This window comes from Mycobacterium sp. 4858 (genome assembly GCF_900240975.1).
Taxonomy (GTDB): Bacteria; Actinomycetota; Actinomycetes; order Mycobacteriales; family Mycobacteriaceae; genus Mycobacterium.
This window is the reverse complement of record NZ_LT968776.1, coordinates 2316533-2333043: the sequence shown is the minus strand read 5'-3', so window position 1 is coordinate 2333043 and position 16511 is coordinate 2316533. Positions and strand designations below refer to the sequence as shown.

General features: G+C 66.5%; 17 protein-coding genes. 10 read left to right on the top strand and 7 right to left on the bottom strand.

Annotated features, from left to right (window positions below; all coding sequences use genetic code 11):
• Position 1 precedes the first annotated feature (1 nt).
• Genes C1737_RS19465 through C1737_RS19455 form a run of 3 tightly spaced genes read right to left on the bottom strand, consistent with a single transcriptional unit; the run spans position 2 to position 1549 of the window.
• A complete protein-coding gene (locus tag C1737_RS19465; protein WP_068094681.1) occupies positions 2 to 325 on the bottom strand; it encodes a hypothetical protein in 324 nt (107 codons plus the stop codon).
• Between the two features lie 12 nt (positions 326 to 337).
• Entirely contained in the window at positions 338 to 1171 is an 834-nt protein-coding gene (locus tag C1737_RS19460; RefSeq protein ID WP_067928430.1) for a mycofactocin-coupled SDR family oxidoreductase, read from the bottom strand.
• A 60-nt stretch (positions 1172 to 1231) separates the two neighbouring features.
• Positions 1232 to 1549: a 2Fe-2S iron-sulfur cluster binding domain-containing protein gene (locus C1737_RS19455; protein ID WP_082972854.1), complete on the bottom strand. Its 318-nt coding sequence runs from the start codon at positions 1547 to 1549 to the stop codon at positions 1232 to 1234.
• Positions 1550 to 1681: 132 nt separating this feature from the next.
• Here C1737_RS19455 and C1737_RS19450 point away from each other — a divergent pair, with 132 nt between their 5' ends.
• The 3 genes from C1737_RS19450 to C1737_RS19440 are packed head-to-tail and all read left to right on the top strand — an operon-like array spanning position 1682 to position 4980.
• A complete protein-coding gene (locus tag C1737_RS19450; RefSeq protein WP_067928427.1) occupies positions 1682 to 3307 on the top strand; it encodes an NAD(P)/FAD-dependent oxidoreductase in 1626 nt (541 codons plus the stop codon).
• A complete protein-coding gene (locus tag C1737_RS19445) occupies positions 3307 to 4107 on the top strand; it encodes a mycofactocin-coupled SDR family oxidoreductase (RefSeq protein WP_082972853.1) in 801 nt (266 codons plus the stop codon). The genes C1737_RS19450 and C1737_RS19445 overlap by 1 nt, the downstream gene beginning before the upstream one ends.
• A 12-nt stretch (positions 4108 to 4119) precedes the next feature.
• On the top strand, positions 4120 to 4980 hold the full coding sequence (locus C1737_RS19440) for an SDR family oxidoreductase (protein WP_068094678.1): 861 nt from the start codon (positions 4120 to 4122) through the stop codon (positions 4978 to 4980).
• A gap of 29 nt (positions 4981 to 5009) precedes the next feature.
• Here C1737_RS19440 and C1737_RS19435 read toward each other — a convergent pair whose 3' ends face one another.
• Positions 5010 to 5579, bottom strand: coding sequence for a thioesterase family protein (locus tag C1737_RS19435; protein ID WP_231980296.1), 570 nt, complete (start codon positions 5577 to 5579; stop codon positions 5010 to 5012).
• Positions 5580 to 5802: 223 nt separating this feature from the next.
• On the opposite strand from C1737_RS19435, the gene C1737_RS19430 reads away from it, so the two are divergent.
• The 5 genes from C1737_RS19430 (at position 5803) to C1737_RS19410 (ending at position 11293) form a co-directional block, all read left to right on the top strand.
• Entirely contained in the window at positions 5803 to 6984 is a 1182-nt protein-coding gene (locus C1737_RS19430; protein WP_067928419.1) for an acyl-CoA dehydrogenase family protein, read from the top strand.
• Positions 6985 to 7017: 33 nt separating this feature from the next.
• Complete coding sequence (bphC, locus tag C1737_RS19425; RefSeq protein ID WP_102419223.1) at positions 7018 to 7926, top strand: biphenyl-2,3-diol 1,2-dioxygenase; 909 nt, start codon at positions 7018 to 7020, stop codon at positions 7924 to 7926.
• Positions 7923 to 9389, top strand: coding sequence for an FAD-dependent oxidoreductase (locus tag C1737_RS19420; protein ID WP_102419222.1), 1467 nt, complete (start codon positions 7923 to 7925; stop codon positions 9387 to 9389). The genes bphC and C1737_RS19420 overlap by 4 nt, the downstream gene beginning before the upstream one ends.
• Before the next feature lie 153 nt (positions 9390 to 9542).
• On the top strand, positions 9543 to 10376 hold the full coding sequence (locus C1737_RS19415) for an IclR family transcriptional regulator (protein ID WP_067928412.1): 834 nt from the start codon (positions 9543 to 9545) through the stop codon (positions 10374 to 10376).
• Positions 10373 to 11293 carry an alpha/beta hydrolase gene (locus C1737_RS19410; protein ID WP_068094669.1) on the top strand — a complete coding sequence of 307 codons (921 nt, stop codon included), beginning with the start codon at positions 10373 to 10375 and terminating at the stop codon, positions 11291 to 11293. The genes C1737_RS19415 and C1737_RS19410 overlap by 4 nt, the downstream gene beginning before the upstream one ends.
• Here C1737_RS19410 and C1737_RS19405 read toward each other — a convergent pair whose 3' ends face one another.
• Entirely contained in the window at positions 11294 to 12517 is a 1224-nt protein-coding gene (locus C1737_RS19405; protein WP_067928408.1) for an NADH:flavin oxidoreductase, read from the bottom strand. It lies immediately after the preceding gene.
• 101 nt (positions 12518 to 12618) lie between these two features.
• Here C1737_RS19405 and C1737_RS19400 point away from each other — a divergent pair, with 101 nt between their 5' ends.
• Entirely contained in the window at positions 12619 to 12966 is a 348-nt protein-coding gene (locus tag C1737_RS19400) for a hypothetical protein (protein WP_067928405.1), read from the top strand.
• The gene (locus tag C1737_RS19395) at positions 12959 to 13597 is read left to right on the top strand and encodes a Dabb family protein (RefSeq protein WP_067928402.1); all 639 of its coding nucleotides are present in this window, start codon (positions 12959 to 12961) and stop codon (positions 13595 to 13597) included. The genes C1737_RS19400 and C1737_RS19395 overlap by 8 nt, the downstream gene beginning before the upstream one ends.
• A gap of 6 nt (positions 13598 to 13603) precedes the next feature.
• On the opposite strand, the gene C1737_RS19390 is transcribed toward C1737_RS19395, so the two are convergent.
• Together C1737_RS19390 and C1737_RS19385 are read right to left on the bottom strand one after the other, a co-directional pair.
• Positions 13604 to 14491, bottom strand: a complete 888-nt coding sequence (locus tag C1737_RS19390) for an SDR family NAD(P)-dependent oxidoreductase (RefSeq protein ID WP_102419221.1) — start codon at positions 14489 to 14491, stop codon at positions 13604 to 13606.
• Positions 14488 to 16416, bottom strand: a complete 1929-nt coding sequence (locus tag C1737_RS19385; protein ID WP_067928438.1) for an NAD(P)/FAD-dependent oxidoreductase — start codon at positions 16414 to 16416, stop codon at positions 14488 to 14490. The genes C1737_RS19390 and C1737_RS19385 overlap by 4 nt, the downstream gene beginning before the upstream one ends.
• Between the last annotated feature and the right edge of the window lie 95 nt (positions 16417 to 16511).

Genomic DNA, 16511 nt, shown 5'->3' with positions numbered 1-16511 from the left:
GTCACCAGTCCTGCCAAGGGATGATCGTACACAGCGGCGTACTGATCACGGTCTGCCCCAATGTTGAGGCCGGCAGCCGGGTTTCGGCTGCCGCGACGCAGTCACGCACGCGCCTCGCGGTAGCGATCGATTCACCGTCAAGGTAGAGCACGCGAACACGCAATGCTCCCCGGGCAGCAGTGGCGCCAACTCGCCGCAGACCGAGACCGTCATCCTGATGACGGTCCAGCGAGAAGGTCCACGCCCCGGCCACTCCCGGCAGATTTAGCAGCTCCGGATTGTCCAACGCGACAAGGGAAAAGAAAGCCAGCGGACAGTCTTTCATGTCGCACCCTCCCTATCGTTGAGTCGCACCGGCGTCGACGGGGAGTGTGACCGCGGTGATATAGCGCGCCTCGTCGGAAGCGAGAAACAAAGCGGCGTTGGCGACATCCACCGGTTGTACCCACGGCACCGCGAGCATGTTCATGCGAAGGGCCGCTTCGGCGAACTCGGCACGCGTCGGCGTCCGTTCGAGGTCGGGACGAAACGCGCCGCGCACTGCGTCGTTTTGGATCAGCGGAGTGTCGACATTGGTCGGATGGACGCAATTGACTCGGACGTTGTGCGGTGCAAGTTCTTTGGCCAGGCTTTGCATTAGGCCGACCACGCCGTGCTTAGCCGCGGTGTAATGGGCGACGCCCACCAATCCGCGAAGTCCTGCGATCGAATTGGTCAGGACGATCGCGCCTCCACCTTGCGCAATCAGGTGCGGCGCCGCGGCCCGACACGTGTGCCACACGCCGGTGAGGTTGATATCCAACATGGTGCGCCAGGCCGTTTCGGTGAGGTCGAGCGCCAGTGCACGTGAGGTGATCCCAGCGGTCGCACACACCACGTCCAATCTTCCCAGCCGTCGCACACCGCGATCGGTGGCCGCCTGGACGCCGTCGAGGTCGCGCACGTCGACGATCTCGGTATGTATTTTGGCGCCAGTGTCGCGCACTTGGGCGGCGGTGTGCTCGAGGTCGTCGAGTGTGCTGTGCGGGACCACCACCGTGTCGACCGGGGCGCACACGTCAAGGGCTACGATATCGGCTCCCTCCTGGGCTAACCGCACCGCCTGCGCACGCCCGATTCCCCGCGCCGCGCCCGTGATCAGAGCCACCTTCCCGGTGACCCTGCCGCTCACGTCGCAACCCGCGTCATGTCGGCACGCCCGGGTTCGAGTTCCGCAGCGCCGTTCATGCGGCTAGAACTCGATGTGGATGTTGTCGGTCACCGGCCGGGCTTGACAGCCGAGGATCAAGCCATCGGCGCGGTCCTCGGGCCCCAGCACATCTCCACCGGCCATATCGACCTCGCCAGAAATCAGGGTCGCCACGCAGGAGCCGCAATGTCCTTCTCGGCACGAGTGCGGCACATCGATCCCGGCGTCAAGCAACATGTCGACCAGGGTCTGGTCGCGTCGCCATTGCAGTCGATGTAGAGCACCGTCCAACTCGACGTCTACGGTGGCCACCTCGACGTCGGTGCACATCGCGGCGCCTTGTTCTTCGACATCTGCCATGCGGCTGATCCTTGCCAGATCGGTGCGCGATGTCGTGGTCGGATTCCGATGGACGGGAGGTCGCTATCCCGGCGTCCAGTGACCGGGACATCTCCTGCGATTCCGGGCACTGCGGCTCTACCGTCGCTGTTCGTGACCAGTAGCACGAATGACGGGTTGGACCAGGGCATCGACGTGGTGGTCGTGGGTGCCGGCTTTGCCGGGCTTTACGCCCTGTACAAGCTGCGCGCCGACGGGCTGAGGGTCAAGGTGTTCGAGGCCGGTCCCGACGTGGGTGGCACGTGGTATTTCAACCGGTATCCCGGCGCCCGCTGCGACGTCGAGAGCGTCGACTACTGCTATTCGTTCTCCGATGACCTGCAACAGGAGTGGGACTGGTCGGAAAAGTACGCCACCCAAGAGGAGATCCTGCGCTACATCAACTGGGTGGCCGACAGGTTGGATCTGCGTCGCGACATTGCCTTCGACACCCGTGTCACGTCGGCCGTTCTCGACGAGCAGCGGCTGCGGTGGACGGTGACCACGGATACCGGGCAACGGGTGAGCGCGCGGTTTTGTGTGATGGCGACGGGCCCATTGTCCGCGGCGATGACCCCACCTTTTGCCGGCCTGGACAGTTTCGCCGGTGAGATCTACCACACCGCGGCATGGCCACACGAGACGGTCGACTTCACGGGTAAGCGGGTCGCGGTCATCGGGACGGGATCTTCGGGCATTCAGTCGATTCCGATCATCGCCGAACAAGCCTCGCAACTCTACGTCTTTCAGCGCACCCCGAATTACAGTGTCCCCGCGGGCAATCGGCCTCTCACCGACGAAGACCGGGCCCGAGTCAAGGCCAATTACGCCGAACGCAGGCGCTTATCTTGGCGCAGCGGCGGCGGCTCACCACACATCGCCCATCCGAAACTGACGATGCAAGCCAGCCCCGAAGAGCGAAGAGCGGCGTTCGAAGAGCGCTGGGATCTCGGCGGGGTGCTGTTCTCCAAGACCTTCTCCGATCAGATGATCGACCCGGACGCCAACGAGGAGGCCCGCAAGTTCTACGAGGAGAAGGTGCGGGCCATCATTGATGACCCTGCGCTGGCCGAACTGCTGATCCCCACGGATCACCCGATCGGGACCAAGCGAATCTGCACCGACAGCAATTACTTTCAGACGTTCAACCGTCCCAACGTGACGCTGGTCAGTGTACGAAACACGCCGATCGAATCTGTCGATGCGACCGGCATCAACACCAGCAACGCCCATTACGACCTCGACATGATCGTGTTGGCTACCGGATTCGACGCGATGACGGGGGCATTGGCCAAAATCGACATCGTCGGCCGCGGCGGCAAACGGCTGCGCGATGACTGGAGCAATGGGCCGCGAAGCTATCTGGGTCTGAGCATTGACGGCTTTCCCAACATGTTCGTCGTGTGCGGCCCCGGGGCGCCGGCGGTGCTGGCCAACATGGTGCTGCACGCCGAGGCGAATGTGAATTGGATCGCCGACTCGATCAGATATCTCGACGATCACGGCTACACGGCGATCGAGGCGACTGCCGATGCGGTGGACAACTGGGTCGCCGAATGCGCGCGCCGAGCCGAGGCCACCCTGTTCACCAAGGCCAACTCCTGGTACATGGGCGCCAACGTGCCCGGCAAGCCGCGGGTGTTCATGCTGTTTCTCGGCGGGTTTGGGACCTACCTCGACATCTGCAACGAAGTCGCCGAGGCTGGGTACAAGGGGTTTTCGCTGACCAAGGCGCCATGATGTCGAGCCTGCCTGGTCGTGTGGCGCTGGTGACCGGCGCTGGGCGCGGCACCGGACGCGCCGTCTGCGAGCGACTCGCCGACGAAGGCGCCGACGTCATCGCGGTGGACGTGCCGGCGGCAGCAGAAGACCTCGAACAGACCGCCGCCGCGGTGGCGCAGCGCGGCCGACGCGCGGTGACCGGTCTGGCCGATGTCAGCGACCTTGGCGGACTGACCGGCGCGGTGGATGCCGCCGTCGACGACCTGGGATGCCTTGACATCATCGTCGCCAACGCCGGAATCCATACCACCCACGCTCCGACGTGGGAGATCACTGCCCAGAGTTGGCAACAAGCCCTCGACGTCAACGTGACCGGCGTCTGGCATACCGTCAAAGCCGCCGTCGCGCACCTTGGCAAGGACGGCGGGTCGATCGTGATCATCGGCTCTACCAACGCTCTTCGCGGTACGGCCAACACCGCTCCTTACACCGCGAGCAAGCATGCCGTGGTTGGGCTGGCGCGCACGCTCGCCAACGAGCTCGGCCCCCGCGGCATTCGTGTCAATACTGTTCATCCGGGAGCCGTCGGGACCTCGACAATGCTCAATGAGGCGACGTTTAAACGTCTTCGTCCTGACCTGGCTAGCCCGACGGCGGCCGACGCCGCCGAGGTGCTCACAGCTCGCCACCTGCTCCCGGTGCCGTGGGTGGAACCCGGCGACGTGGCCAATGCCGTGGTGTTCCTGGCCTCCGAGCATGCCCGCTACATCACCGGCACCGAGCTCGTCGTTGACGCGGGCCTCATGGCCAAGGCCTAACGGGCAACGCAGATGGGTGTCTACGCCGTCACCGGATCGGCATCGGGCATGGGCCAAGCCGTCGTCCGCAAACTGCGGGGCGCGGGTCACCGCGTGATCGGCGTCGACATCAAAGACGCCGACGTCCTCGCCGATCTGTCCACTCCCGACGGACGCAGAGCGGCCGCCGCTGCCGTGTCCGCTGCCAGCGAGGGTCGGCTCGACGGTGCAGTGCTGGCCGCTGGTGTAGGCCCCACCCCGGGTGCCGGTAGTGCCAGCCGGATCCTGGCGGTGAACTTCTTTGGTGTGGTCGAGCTTCTAGAGGCATGGCACCCGGCGTTGGCGGCGGCTGGCAGCGCCAAGGTTGTTGTAGTGAGCAGCAATTCGACGACGACAATGCCGTTGGTGCCCCGGCGTGCCGTGCGGGCGTTACTAGGCCGCGATCTCGAGAAGGCCCAGCGTGCACTACGAGTGTTCCGATCGGCCGCCCCCTCTATGGCCTACGGGGCATCGAAGATCGCGGTGGCGCGTTGGGTGCGGCGCACCGCGGTCACGTCGGCGTGGGCGGGTGCCGGTATCCGGCTCAATGCGATCGCCCCGGGCGCGGTGATGACCCCGCTGCTCGACCGACAGCTGGCCACACCGCGTGAAGCCAAGGCCATCCGCGCGTTCCCGGTCCCGGTCGGTAGGTTCGGTGACCCCACGCACCTCGCGGACTGGATGGTGTTCATGTTGTCGGATGCCGCCGCCTTTCTCTGCGGCAGTGTGCTTTTCGTCGACGGCGGGTCTGATGCCTACTTCCGCGCCGACCACTGGCCGGCCCGCGTCCCCACTCCGCGACTGCCGCGGTATATGTGGCGGTTACTGAGGTTTGGACGCCGGCAATCCGTTTGACCGCGGTAATCACCGGGCCGCTGGCCGTTTCATGGTTGGCGTCGCACGCCCATCGCGCCGCAGACGGGCGCGGACCACTCCAGGGTCGACGAGTACCTGACATGCTTGTCGAAAGCAGCGGCGATGTCGACCGGCATCGCCACGGGCAGTCGGCGGGTCAGATCGACGTGGACAAGGACCATCTCGAGTGTTGCCGATAAACGTTTCCGGTGCCGATCCACGGCGAATGAGATCATGTGCACCACCTTGGGTGAGCGGTCGAGGACGCGGGCGTAGAGATCGGCCGTGTCATCTTCGATCAGCTCGCTGTAGTAGCGCAGGTGGTGCTCGACGGTGAAGAGGCCGAGCTGTCGATCAGCCCGGTAGGCGTCGTCGATCCCGATTTCACGCACCACCGCATCTGCGGCCGCCGATCCGAAATCCAGATAGTGCAACACGTTCATGTGCCCGTTCCCATCGATCAAGTCACGGGACACATTCCGTGTGATGGCACAGGGCAATTGGGCTATCTGGGCGGCCAACGGCAGGATTTGTTTTTCCGGCATCGGTGCCTGCTGGCCGCGGCTGCATCCAGAGGCTGGTCGCTGCGCCTTGTCCATAGACACTGAGGCTAGGCCTATCGACAGGTTCTAGTTGCCGCGCCTCCCGGCTACCGGACGATGCCAGAAGACTGTCCGGTGGTGTCGGACCGCTCGCAACCTCGGTTAGGCGCGTAAGGCACCTCACGTTCTGATGTCGGCGTCCGCTCACCGGGAACGGCGTCCGATGCGGTGCAGACGTCGATAGATCATTACTACGCCCCCAGACGTAAAGGACAACGATATGAGCGAGCGGGTAATCGACCGGGTCGTGGCGATGGCCGACCAGTTGCGCGAGCAGGCCGTCGAGGCCGAGCGGATCGGCCGGCTCACCGATGACACGGTCAAGCTGATGAAGTCGGCCGGGTTGATCCGGCTGCTGCAGCCCAAGAGCCACGGCGGCCTTGAGGTCCACCCGCGCGAGTTCGCCGAGACCGTGATGGCGACGGCGGCGCTGGATCCGGCGGCGGGCTGGATCGTCGGTGTGGTGGGTGTGCACCCCTACCAGTTGGCCTACGCGGACCCGAGGGTCGCCGCCGAGGTATGGGCCGACGACGTCGACACGTGGATGGCCTCGCCGTACGCCCCGCAGGGGGTGGCCAGGCCGGTCGACGGTGGCTATCTGTTCAACGGCCGCTGGCAGTTCAGTTCGGGCACCGACCACTGCGACTGGATCATTCTGGGCGCGATGTTGGGTGACGGCGAGGGAAAGCCGTTGATGCCGCCGCAGATGCTGCACATGATCCTGCCGCGCCAGGATTACGAGATTGTCGAGGACTCGTGGAACGTGGTGGGGCTGCGCGGGACCGGGTCGAAGGACGTGATCGTCTCCGATGCGTTCGTCCCGTCTTACCGGACGATGGATGCGACGAAGGTGATGGACGGGACCGCGCAGCGTGAGGCCGGCATGACCGAGCCGCTGTATCTGATGCCGTGGTCGACGATGTTCCCGCTGGGGATCTCCGCGGCGACCATCGGCATCGCCGAGGGGGCGCTGGCCGCGCACCTGGACTATCAGCGTGAGCGGGTCGGCGCGACCGGAACCGCGATCAAGGACGACCCGTACGTGATGTTCGCGGTCGGCGAGGCGGCCGCCGACATCAACGCTGCCCGCCAGGAGCTGCTGGCCAACGCCGACCGCATCTACGACATGGTGGCCGCGGGCAAGGAGGTGTCGTTCGCCGACCGCGCGGCGGGGCGGCGCACCCAGGTGCGCGCGGTGTGGCGCGCGGTGGCGGCGGTCGACGAGATCTTCGCCCGCTCGGGCGGCAACGCATCGCGGATGGACAAGCCGCTGCAACGGTATTGGCGCGACGTCCATGTGGGGCAGATGCACGCGATCCATGTCCCCGGCACCATCTATCACGCGTCGGCGCTGAGTTCGCTGGGCGTCGACCCGCAGGGTCCACTCCGGGCGATGATTTAACAGGGCCGAGACAGCCAGAGGAGGCGCATCACGTTGACCGACTTGAAGAGCCTGGGCTACATCACGATTTCGACGAACGACGTCGACCGCTGGCGGCAATTCGCCTTCGGGGTATTGGGTTTCGCCGAGGGGAAGGGCCCCGACCCGTCGGCGCTGTACCTGCGGATGGACGAGCGCGCCGCCCGGCTGATCGTGGTGCCCGGCGAGACCGACCGGGTGCTCACGGTCGGCTGGGAGGTGCGTGACAGCCCGGCGCTGCAGCGGGTCAAGGCCACCCTGGACGCCGCGGGAACCGCGTTCAAGCAGCTGTCCACCGACGAGGCCGAGGCCCGCCGCGTGGAAGAGGTGATCACCTTCGAGGACCCGGCCGGCACCACGCTCGAGGTGTTCCACGGTGCGGTGCTCGACCACAGCCCGGTCGTCACCCCGTTCGGCGCGAGATTCGTCACCGGCGACCAGGGCCTGGGCCACGTCGTCATACCCGCCACCGACCCCGGCGCGCTGTTCGACTTCTACACCGAGGTGCTGGGTTTCCGGTCCCGCGGCGCGTTCCGGGTGCCGTTACCGAAAGAGTTCGGCCCGGTGCGGGTTCGGTTCCTGGGCATCAACGAACGCCACCACAGCCTGGCGATCGTGCCGGCCGCACACCAGCGCGACCCGCGCCTGGTGCACATCATGGTCGAGGTCGACAGCCTCGACGCCGTCGGCCAGGCCTTGGACCGCGTGAACGCCGAAGGCTTCCAGCTGTCCTCCACCCTGGGCCGGCACACCAACGACAAGATGGTGTCGTTCTACGTCCGCGCGCCCGGCGACTGGGACATCGAATTCGGCACCGACGGCATGCGCGTCGACGAAAGCTATTACACCGCAGAGGAAATCACCGCCGACAGCTACTGGGGCCACCAGTGGATCGGCGACATGCCCGCGGCCATGCGGCTATGACGCCGGACACCGATATCACGCCGATCCCGGCCTCCTCGATCACCTCCTGGGATGACGAGGCCGACGTGGTCATCGCCGGCTACGGCGTGGCCGGCGCCGCCGCGGCGGTAGAGGCGGCACGCTCCGGCGCCGACGTGCTGGTACTGGAACGCACCGGGTCCTGGGGCGGCGCGGCGGCGATGGCCGGCGGGTTCATCTACCTCGGCGGCGGCACCCCCCTGCAAAAGGCCTGCGGCTTCGAGGATTCCGTGGACAACATGGCGGCGTTCCTCAACGTCGCGATGGGACCCGGCGCAGACGCGAACCGCATCGCCGACTACTGCGCCGGCAGCGTCGCCCACTACGAATGGCTGGTCGGCTGCGGCGTGCCGTTCAAGGCCGAATTCTTCGCCGAACCCGGCTGGGAACCGATGGGCGACCAGGGCCTGATGTACAGCGGCGGGGAAAACGCCTACCCCTTCAACACCATCGCCTCCCCCGCCCCCCGCGGGCACGTCCCACAAATGCAGAACAAGAAGCAGGGCGAGGCCAGCGCGGGCTACATGCTGATGAAGCCGCTCGTCGAGACCGCCACCGCCGCCGGCGCCCGCGCGCGCTACGACGTGCGGGTGCAACGCCTCATCGTCGAAGCCGACGGCCGCGTGGTCGGGATCCGGGCGCGCCAGTACGGCACCGACACTGCGGTCCGGGCCCGCAGGGGCGTGGTGCTCGCGACCGGCAGCTTCGCCTACAACGACACCATGATCGCCCGCTACGCCCCGCGCATCGCGGGCCGCCCGGCCGCCTCCATCGAACAGCACGACGGCCAGGCCATCCGGATGGCCCAGGCGTTGGGCGCCGATCTGGCGCACATGGACGCCACCGAGGTCGCCATCTTCATCGACCCCCAACAACTGGTGCGCGGCATCCTGGTCAACGGCCGCGGCCAGCGCTACGTCCCCGAGGACACCTACCCGGGCCGCATCGGCCAACTCACCCTCTACCAGCAGGACAACACCGCCTACCTGATCATCGACGACGACGCCCAACAAGAAGCCAAAGCGTCCTGGTCACCCAAATTCATGCTGCGAGAGGCGACCTGGGTGGCCGACACCATCGCCGACCTCGAACGCGACATCGGCCTGGCACCCGGCTGCCTGCAGGCCACCGTCGCCGCCTACAACGCGGGCGCCGCCCGCGGTGAGGACCCGCTGCTGCACAAGAAGCCGGAGTGGTGCAAGCCCATCGGTTCCCCGGTCGGCGCCATCGACCTGCGGGAGAACACCGGCGGTTTCACCCTCGGCGGCCTGGCCACCACGCTGGACGCCGAGGTACTCCACGTCAACGGCGAACCCATACCCGGCCTCTTCGCCGCCGGCCGCTGCACAGCCGGACTCGCCGCCTGGGGCTACGCCAGCGGCATCTCCCTCGGCGACGGCAGCTTCTACGGCCGCCGCGCCGGCCGATCCGCCGCCAAGGGCTAGCCGACTGCACTGATCGCTACACCCCGGCCGCCACAGCTGTGGCCGGTGGCGCTTTTCGCATGCCATGTGACAGCGAGCACAAGCCTATGGTACAAACTGGGGTATCTCTAATAGAGATATCGCAGCCAGATGCAATGGAGCTTTGGAGGACCGATGTCAGCGCCCCTGGAACCAGCAACTCCCACCGCCGTCATCGACCGCGTCTCCTTGGTGCTGGACGCCTTCGAAGGGCCGGGACGACTAACGCTGGCCCAGATCGTGCGTCGCACGGGCCTGCCGCGTTCGTCGGCGCACCGGATGCTCGAGCGATTGGTTCAGCTGCGCTGGCTACGCCGCAACGGCCGCGACTACGAGCTCGGCATGCGGCTGGTGGAGTTGGGCTCACTGGCCGTGCACCAAGACCGCCTGGTGCGCGCGGCCGCGCCCTTGCTGGGTGAATTGCACCGCGCCACCGGGCTTGTCGTTCATCTGGCGGTGCTGGACGGGCCGGACGTTGTCTACCTCGACAAGATCGGTGACCGACTGATCAACGCGATCCCCACCAGGGTCGGGGGTCGGCAACCCGCGCACTGTACCGCGGTCGGCAAGGCGATCCTGGCCTATGGCGACCAGCAGGCCGACGTTGATCTGCAGGTCCGCAAGACCAAGTTTTCCATTTGCACCGGCTCGCAACTTGCCGCTGAGTTAGCCAAGGTGCGCGCCCACGGCGTCGCCTTCGAGCGCGAGGAGTCGCTGCTGGGCTTTGGCTGCGTGGCGGCCCCGATCGGCAACCCCGGTGAGGCGATTGCCGCGGTGTCGGTATGCGCGCCGATGAATCGCATGATGTTCGATCAGCGACTGACCACCCCGGTCCGCATGACCGCGGTGAACATCTGGCGCAACATCGAAGACGGCGCCCACCGGGTGGCGCCCACGCTGCAAACAACGCGACCGCTGCTGCCCCACCGCCCGATGCCGGCGCCGCAGCCCACCTTGCAGTACGCGTGAACCTCGACCCCCAGGTCGCCGCGCTGATTGAGGGGCTGGACGCGGGCTTCCCGCCGGTGCACACCATGACGGGCGCCCAGGCCAGGGCGGCCATCCGCGAGCGGCTGGTACCGCCCGCCCAGCCCGAGCCGGTCGCCGCAGTCCGAGATCACACCATTTCGGGCGCCGGTGCTGACATCCCGATACGGATCTACCGGCCACGCGGCCATGCCGACGACGGTGGCCTGCCGATCCTGGTATACGCGCACGGCGGCGGATTCGTGTTTTGCGACCTCGACAGCCACGACGGCCTGTGCCGCAGTCTGGCCAACCTCGTTCCCGCCGTGGTGGTCTCCGTGGGATACCGGCTGGCTCCAGAAAATCCGTGGCCCGCCGCGGCCGAGGACGTGTACGCCGCCACCCGATGGGCCGCCGACATCGCCGGCGGAGATTCGCGCGCGGTCGTGGTGGGCGGTGACAGCGCGGGCGGCAACCTGGCCGCCGTCGTGGCGTTGATGGCGCGCGATCGCGGTGGCCCGGCGATTGCCGCGCAATTGCTGCTCTACCCGATGCTCGCGGCCGGCTTCGACACTGAGTCATATCGACTGTTCGGCAACGGTTTCTACAACCCGACGGCCGCGCTGCAATGGTATTGGGACCAGTATGTGCCCACACCCGCCGACCGCGACCATCCCTACGCCTCACCGCTGCGAGCGGACCTACACGGGCTGCCGCCCGCGGTGATGGTCACCGCGGGGCATGATCCGCTTCGGGACGAAGCCATCGCCTACGCCGACGCGCTGCAGTCCGCAGGGGTAGTCACCGTGCGGTGCGGCTTCGAGGGAGGCATCCATGGGTTCATGACGATGCCGATGCTCGACATCGCTCACCAAGCCCGGCGGCAGGCGTGCCGCGAGTTGGCCGCGCTGCTGGGGTGATTACCGTGCTGCAGGCTGGGCGGGCTGCTCCTCGATCTTGGTAGGTGGCCCGTAGCGTTGGTCGGGATCGAGCACGCAGTGGGTGCGACCGAAAACGGTGACCATGCACTTGTTGTTGTGGTTGCATCGGCTGCGACTGGCCGGGTCGGCGATCATCTTGTTGACCAGGTCGGGTTCCCGCAGCAGCGCCCGACCCATCGCCACGAAGTCAAATCCCTCCTCTCGTGCGGTCTCGACGTGGTCGCGGCGGGTGATGCCGCCCAGCAGGATCAGTTTGGTGTTGCGCATCACCGGCACGAATTGGCGAGCGGCTTCGAGCATGTAGAGGTCGCGGTACGGGTAGCTGCCCATCACGCGCTTGCCGGCCAGCCTGATGGCGGGCCGCAGTGCGGCCGGCATGACGCGGGCGAATTCGCGCACCGGGACGTCGCCCCGGAACAGGTACATCGGCTTGAAGACCGAGGACCCTTGGGTCAGTTCGAGCGCGTCGAGTGTGCCGTCGGTGTCGAGGAGCTGCGCGGTGCGCAACGCCTCATCGATCCAGATACCGCCGGGCAGTCCGTCGTCCATATTCAGTTTGGCGATGACCGCTACCTGTCCGGCGGCCACCTCGCGGACGCGTTCGGCGATCTCCCGTGACAGGCGGGAACGGTTGTCGATGGAGCCGCCGTACTCGTCCGTCCGGCGGTTGATGAGTGGGCTCAAAAACGAGCTCGGCAGATACAGGTGTCCGAAATGCAGTTCAACGGCGTCGAATCCGGCATCGATGGCTACCTGCGTCGCCGCGCCGAACTGGTCGATGACGGTCGCTATCTCGTCGCGGGTGATCGCCCGGCAGTAGGCCAGCGACGTCGGGTTGACGAAGCGGCTCGGCGACAGGGCGGTTACCCCGGTCAGCGCCCTGGGGGCTACCACCCCGGCGTGGCCCAGCTGGGCCGAGATGGCCGCGCCCGCCCCGTGTACGGCATCGGTAAGTCTGCGCAGGCCGGGCAGCGCTTGTGAGCTCATGACGATCTGACCCGGGGCGCTGGCGCCCTCGGGCGCGACACAGCAGTAGGCCACCGTCGTCATGCCCACTCCCCCGTCGGCGAACGCCCGGTGAAACGCGATGAGATCATCGGTGACCAGCCCGTGGGGCGATCGGCCTTCGGAGGTCGCGGCCTTGATGATCGGGTTGCGTAAGGTGGCCGGACCGAGCTGCACGGGGCTGAAGGAAGCGCTCATCCTCCCACCGTGGTGCCCAGCCGGATGGGGGGCAATGAGGTCCTCCCGATGGCCGGGACTGAACCTGTCCGGGTTGCAACACTGTCGGTACGGTCACGCCCATGGCCGACGGTCGGATTTTCGTGATCGACAGGGTGGTGACGCGGCCGGGCCGCGCACGGAAGTTCGTGGAGACCTACCTCGCCGAGTACGCGCCCGGTGCCCGCTCCCGCGGAATGACACTGCGCGATGTCCTGGTCAGCCCCCCGATCTGGTTCACGGACCAATCCAACACCGTCACCATCACCTGGGCCCTGCCCAGCGCCCAGGCGTGGTGGGAGATGACCTGGAAGGGCCGCCCCGACCCGACGCTGGGCCAGTGGTGGGACCGGATCGAGGAACTCATCGCCGAGCGGTCCCGCTCGGTCGCTGCGGCCGCCGACGACGTCGATCCGCTCTGCGATGTATAACGTCACCCGCCTCCTCGACGTCGCAGACGAGCACCGCGACCGGATACTCGCGCTGGTGCGCGCGAGCGCTGAGGCGACCGGCGCCCGTCACCGGCTCGTCGAACCGACGCTGCCCGGGGCGCGCAACGGCGGTGACGTCCTCGTCCACTTGAGGTTCGATTCCCCGAGTCAATGGTTCACCGCCGCAGACGATTTCACCGCGATTTTGGGCGATCCCGCGATCACCCATGTCAACGGGGTCACCTACAGGGGTACTCCAACGCCCAATGGTGGCCGCCCGGGCGCGGTCTACCGGGCCCTGCTTTTGCGCGTGCAGCCCGACACCGATGTCGACACCGTCGCGCGTTTCGAGGACGAGTTGGCCTCGATGCCGCGCTTCATACCGACGATCAGGGCATGGCAGCTCAGCCGGGTCGACGATGCGGTCGGGGCATCACGATGGACCCACGTGTTCGAGCAAGAGTTCAGCGACATCGATGCGCTGATGGGGCCCTACCTGATGCATCCGATCCACTGGGCGGTCGTGGACCGCTGGTTTGATCCCGAATGCCCCGACGTCATCATCCGAGACCGGGTGTGCCACAGCTTCTGTCGATGCGATCACCCCGTCTTGACCGCGTCGCCCACCTAGTCGATCTCACATCCCGGCGGGCAGGATGTTCGGATTAGCGTTCGCCGGCGGTTCGAGTGGCGGCAGTGCGGTTTTTCCGTCCAGGCTGTGCACCCGTAGCCGTTGTGACCACGAGTAGTGCAAGCTAAACGCCACCAGGCCGGTGCGTTCAGCCGCCGGGAGATGACACATTGCCAGCACGGGTTCGGCCAGATACTCCACCGGCTCGGTCGGAAAGCCCTCTGGGATAAGCGAGGATGCGCCGGGGGTGCGCACAGCGGTCGACGGGCCAACGCAATTCACCGCGATGTTCGCGTCGAGCAGCTCGGCGGCCACCCCCTGGGTGAACCGGTGCAGTGCGGCCTTGCACGCCGCGTAAATCACATCGCCGGAGGTCTTGTTGTAATCGCGGTACGGCCGCACCGGTGCCACACCGGTGACCGAGCCGATGTTCACGATCCACCCGCCGCGCAGTTTGCGCATGTGCGGAACCGCGGCCTTGGTCAACACGAACGGCGTGCGCAGATAGTGCTCGACGGTGCGGTCGAAGGTCTGCAGCGGCATGTCCTCGATGACCGAGTAGTCAGCGAAGCCGGCGTTGTTGACCAAGATGTCGATGCGGCCCGTGCGGTCGAGCACCTGGTCGACCAGGGTCTCGCGCGCCTGGGCGTCTTCGAGGTCTGCGACCACCCCGAAGGCCGACCCGCCGGCATCTTCGATCAGGGCGATGGTCTCCTCGATCGTGCCGGGTAGCGTGCGATCGGACCCGGCGCGCTGCGAGCGTGAGGGCGCGTGAGCGCGCGCCGTCACCGCGACGGTGGCGCCCTCGGCCGCCAGCCGTTGGGCCACCGCGCGACCGATGCCGCGGCTGCTTCCCGTTACCAATGCCGTCTTGCCAGTGAGCAACTCGTTCACCGCAGCGTAAAGTCCTGCTCGATCGGCGCTCGGTGCTGATGCCAGACGTCGACCAGTCGGTACGGGGTGGCCACCACTACCCGGCCCGAGCCGGACCGGTAGTAGGTGTGGGCATTGGGTGTGTGGCACCATACCGTGCCGAGCATCGCCTCATCGATCGCGGCAACGTAATCCTCGTACGCCTGCTGGGTGACCTCGATCGTGCTGGCGCCGCGCAGCGCCATCAACTGCAAGCACTCGATGATGTAGTGCGCGAGCACCTCCATCGAGAAGTTCGCTCCCGCACCGTGTCCCGGGCTGTAGTTGGGCGCCGACATGATGAACAGGTTGGGAAAGCCGGGCACTGTGCCACCACGGTACGCACGGGGGTTGTCACCCCATTCGTCAGCCAGCTTCTTGCCGCCGCGTCCACGTATGTCCACTGTGGATAAGAAGTCCAAGTAGTAGCCGGTCGCGTAGATGATGACGTCAAGGTCGATCTGCCGGCCGTCTTGGGTGACAATGCCTTTGGGGTTGACCTCGGCCGGTTCGCTGGCCTCCACGTCGACGTGGTCGCGGGTCAGCGCCGCGTAATAGCCGCCCGGGTCGCGGATGATCCGCTTGCCGTAGGGGGCGAAGTCCGGGGTGACCTTCTTGGCCAGCTCGGTGTCTTTTCCAAAGGTGTCCTCGATGTAGCGCAAGCACATCTGCAAAAGGACGTCGTTGGCCGGCGAGATCGACAGGTGGTCTTTGTTCCAGTCGGGGTCTTGCAGGATGATCGGGTAGTTGTTGTCCGCGGTGCCCCAATAGGACTTGAGCCGGTGCCACTTCGCGTAGTAGGGCAGGTGCCGTCCTAGGTAACGCCGGAACGCGGGCACCTCATCGGTCAGCCGCTTACGCGGCGCCACCCAGTGTGGTTGCCGCTGGAACACCGTCAGGTGCTCGACCTGGTCAACGCACGCATCGACGATCTGTACGGCGGTGCAGCCCGCCCCGATCACGGCCACCTTCTTGCCGGTGAGATCGAGTGAAGAATCCCACAGTGCCGAGTGAATGCTGGTGCCCGCGAAGGTGTCTCGCCCCTTGACGTCCGGCCAGCGCGGGCGGTTGAGGTAGCCCGCCGCGGCGACCACGACGCTGGCATAGCTGACCGTGCGACGGCCCTGGGCGTCGACCGCATGGAGTTGCCATTGGTTGCGTTCGTCGTCCCACCACAACGCCTCGATCTCGGTGCCGAACCGAATGTGGTCGCGCAGCTTGTGCTTATCGGCCAGCGTCACCAAATAGTTCTGATATTCGCCACCCTGCGGGTAGTAGCTGCTCCAGTCCGGGTTCACCTCCCACGACAGCGAGTAATAGGCCGACGGCGTATCGACACCGATGCCCGGGTAGGTGGTGGTCAGCCAGGTGCCGCCGACCTCGTCGTAGCGGTCAAAGATCTCAAACGCCACTCCCTCAGCGGCGGCGGCCAACGCCATGCTGATCCCGGCCAGACCAGCACCGATGATGGCGATAGTGGTCGTCTCGGGGATCGGCACGGTGCGTGGCAAGGTTGGCTGCGACCGCTGGAAGCCGCCCTGTTCGAGCAACAGGTCGACCTGCTCGTCGTCGACCTGCGAACCCAGCGCTACAGGTAGCAGCCGAGCGAAGAAGTCCCGGTCCACAGGTGCTGGCGCATCGGCGCACCGTGGCCGTCCCAGCGCCTCGACGAGGGCCTCCACCAGCGAATCGGCCGTGTCGGCGTCTGTGACGCCGGCCCGCTCGGGCGGGTCGGCAACATAGGAGATCCTGGGCGCGTAGGTGTCGATCACCGACAGGTCGCCGGTAAGCTGCGCCAGCACCGCCAGCAGCACACCCGGGTCAGCCTGACGCAGGTTGGTGCGCAGCTCGTCGGGGTCAGGAGCGGCCGGTCCGGTGGGCGACGTCGATTCGGTAGCGGCGGTCATGCCATCGAGTCTGAGGCCCGCGGTCACCCCGAGCACCGCTGTTGTCTACTCAGCGGGAGGCCACGATCACGGAAACGACATCGGGACCTAGTGTT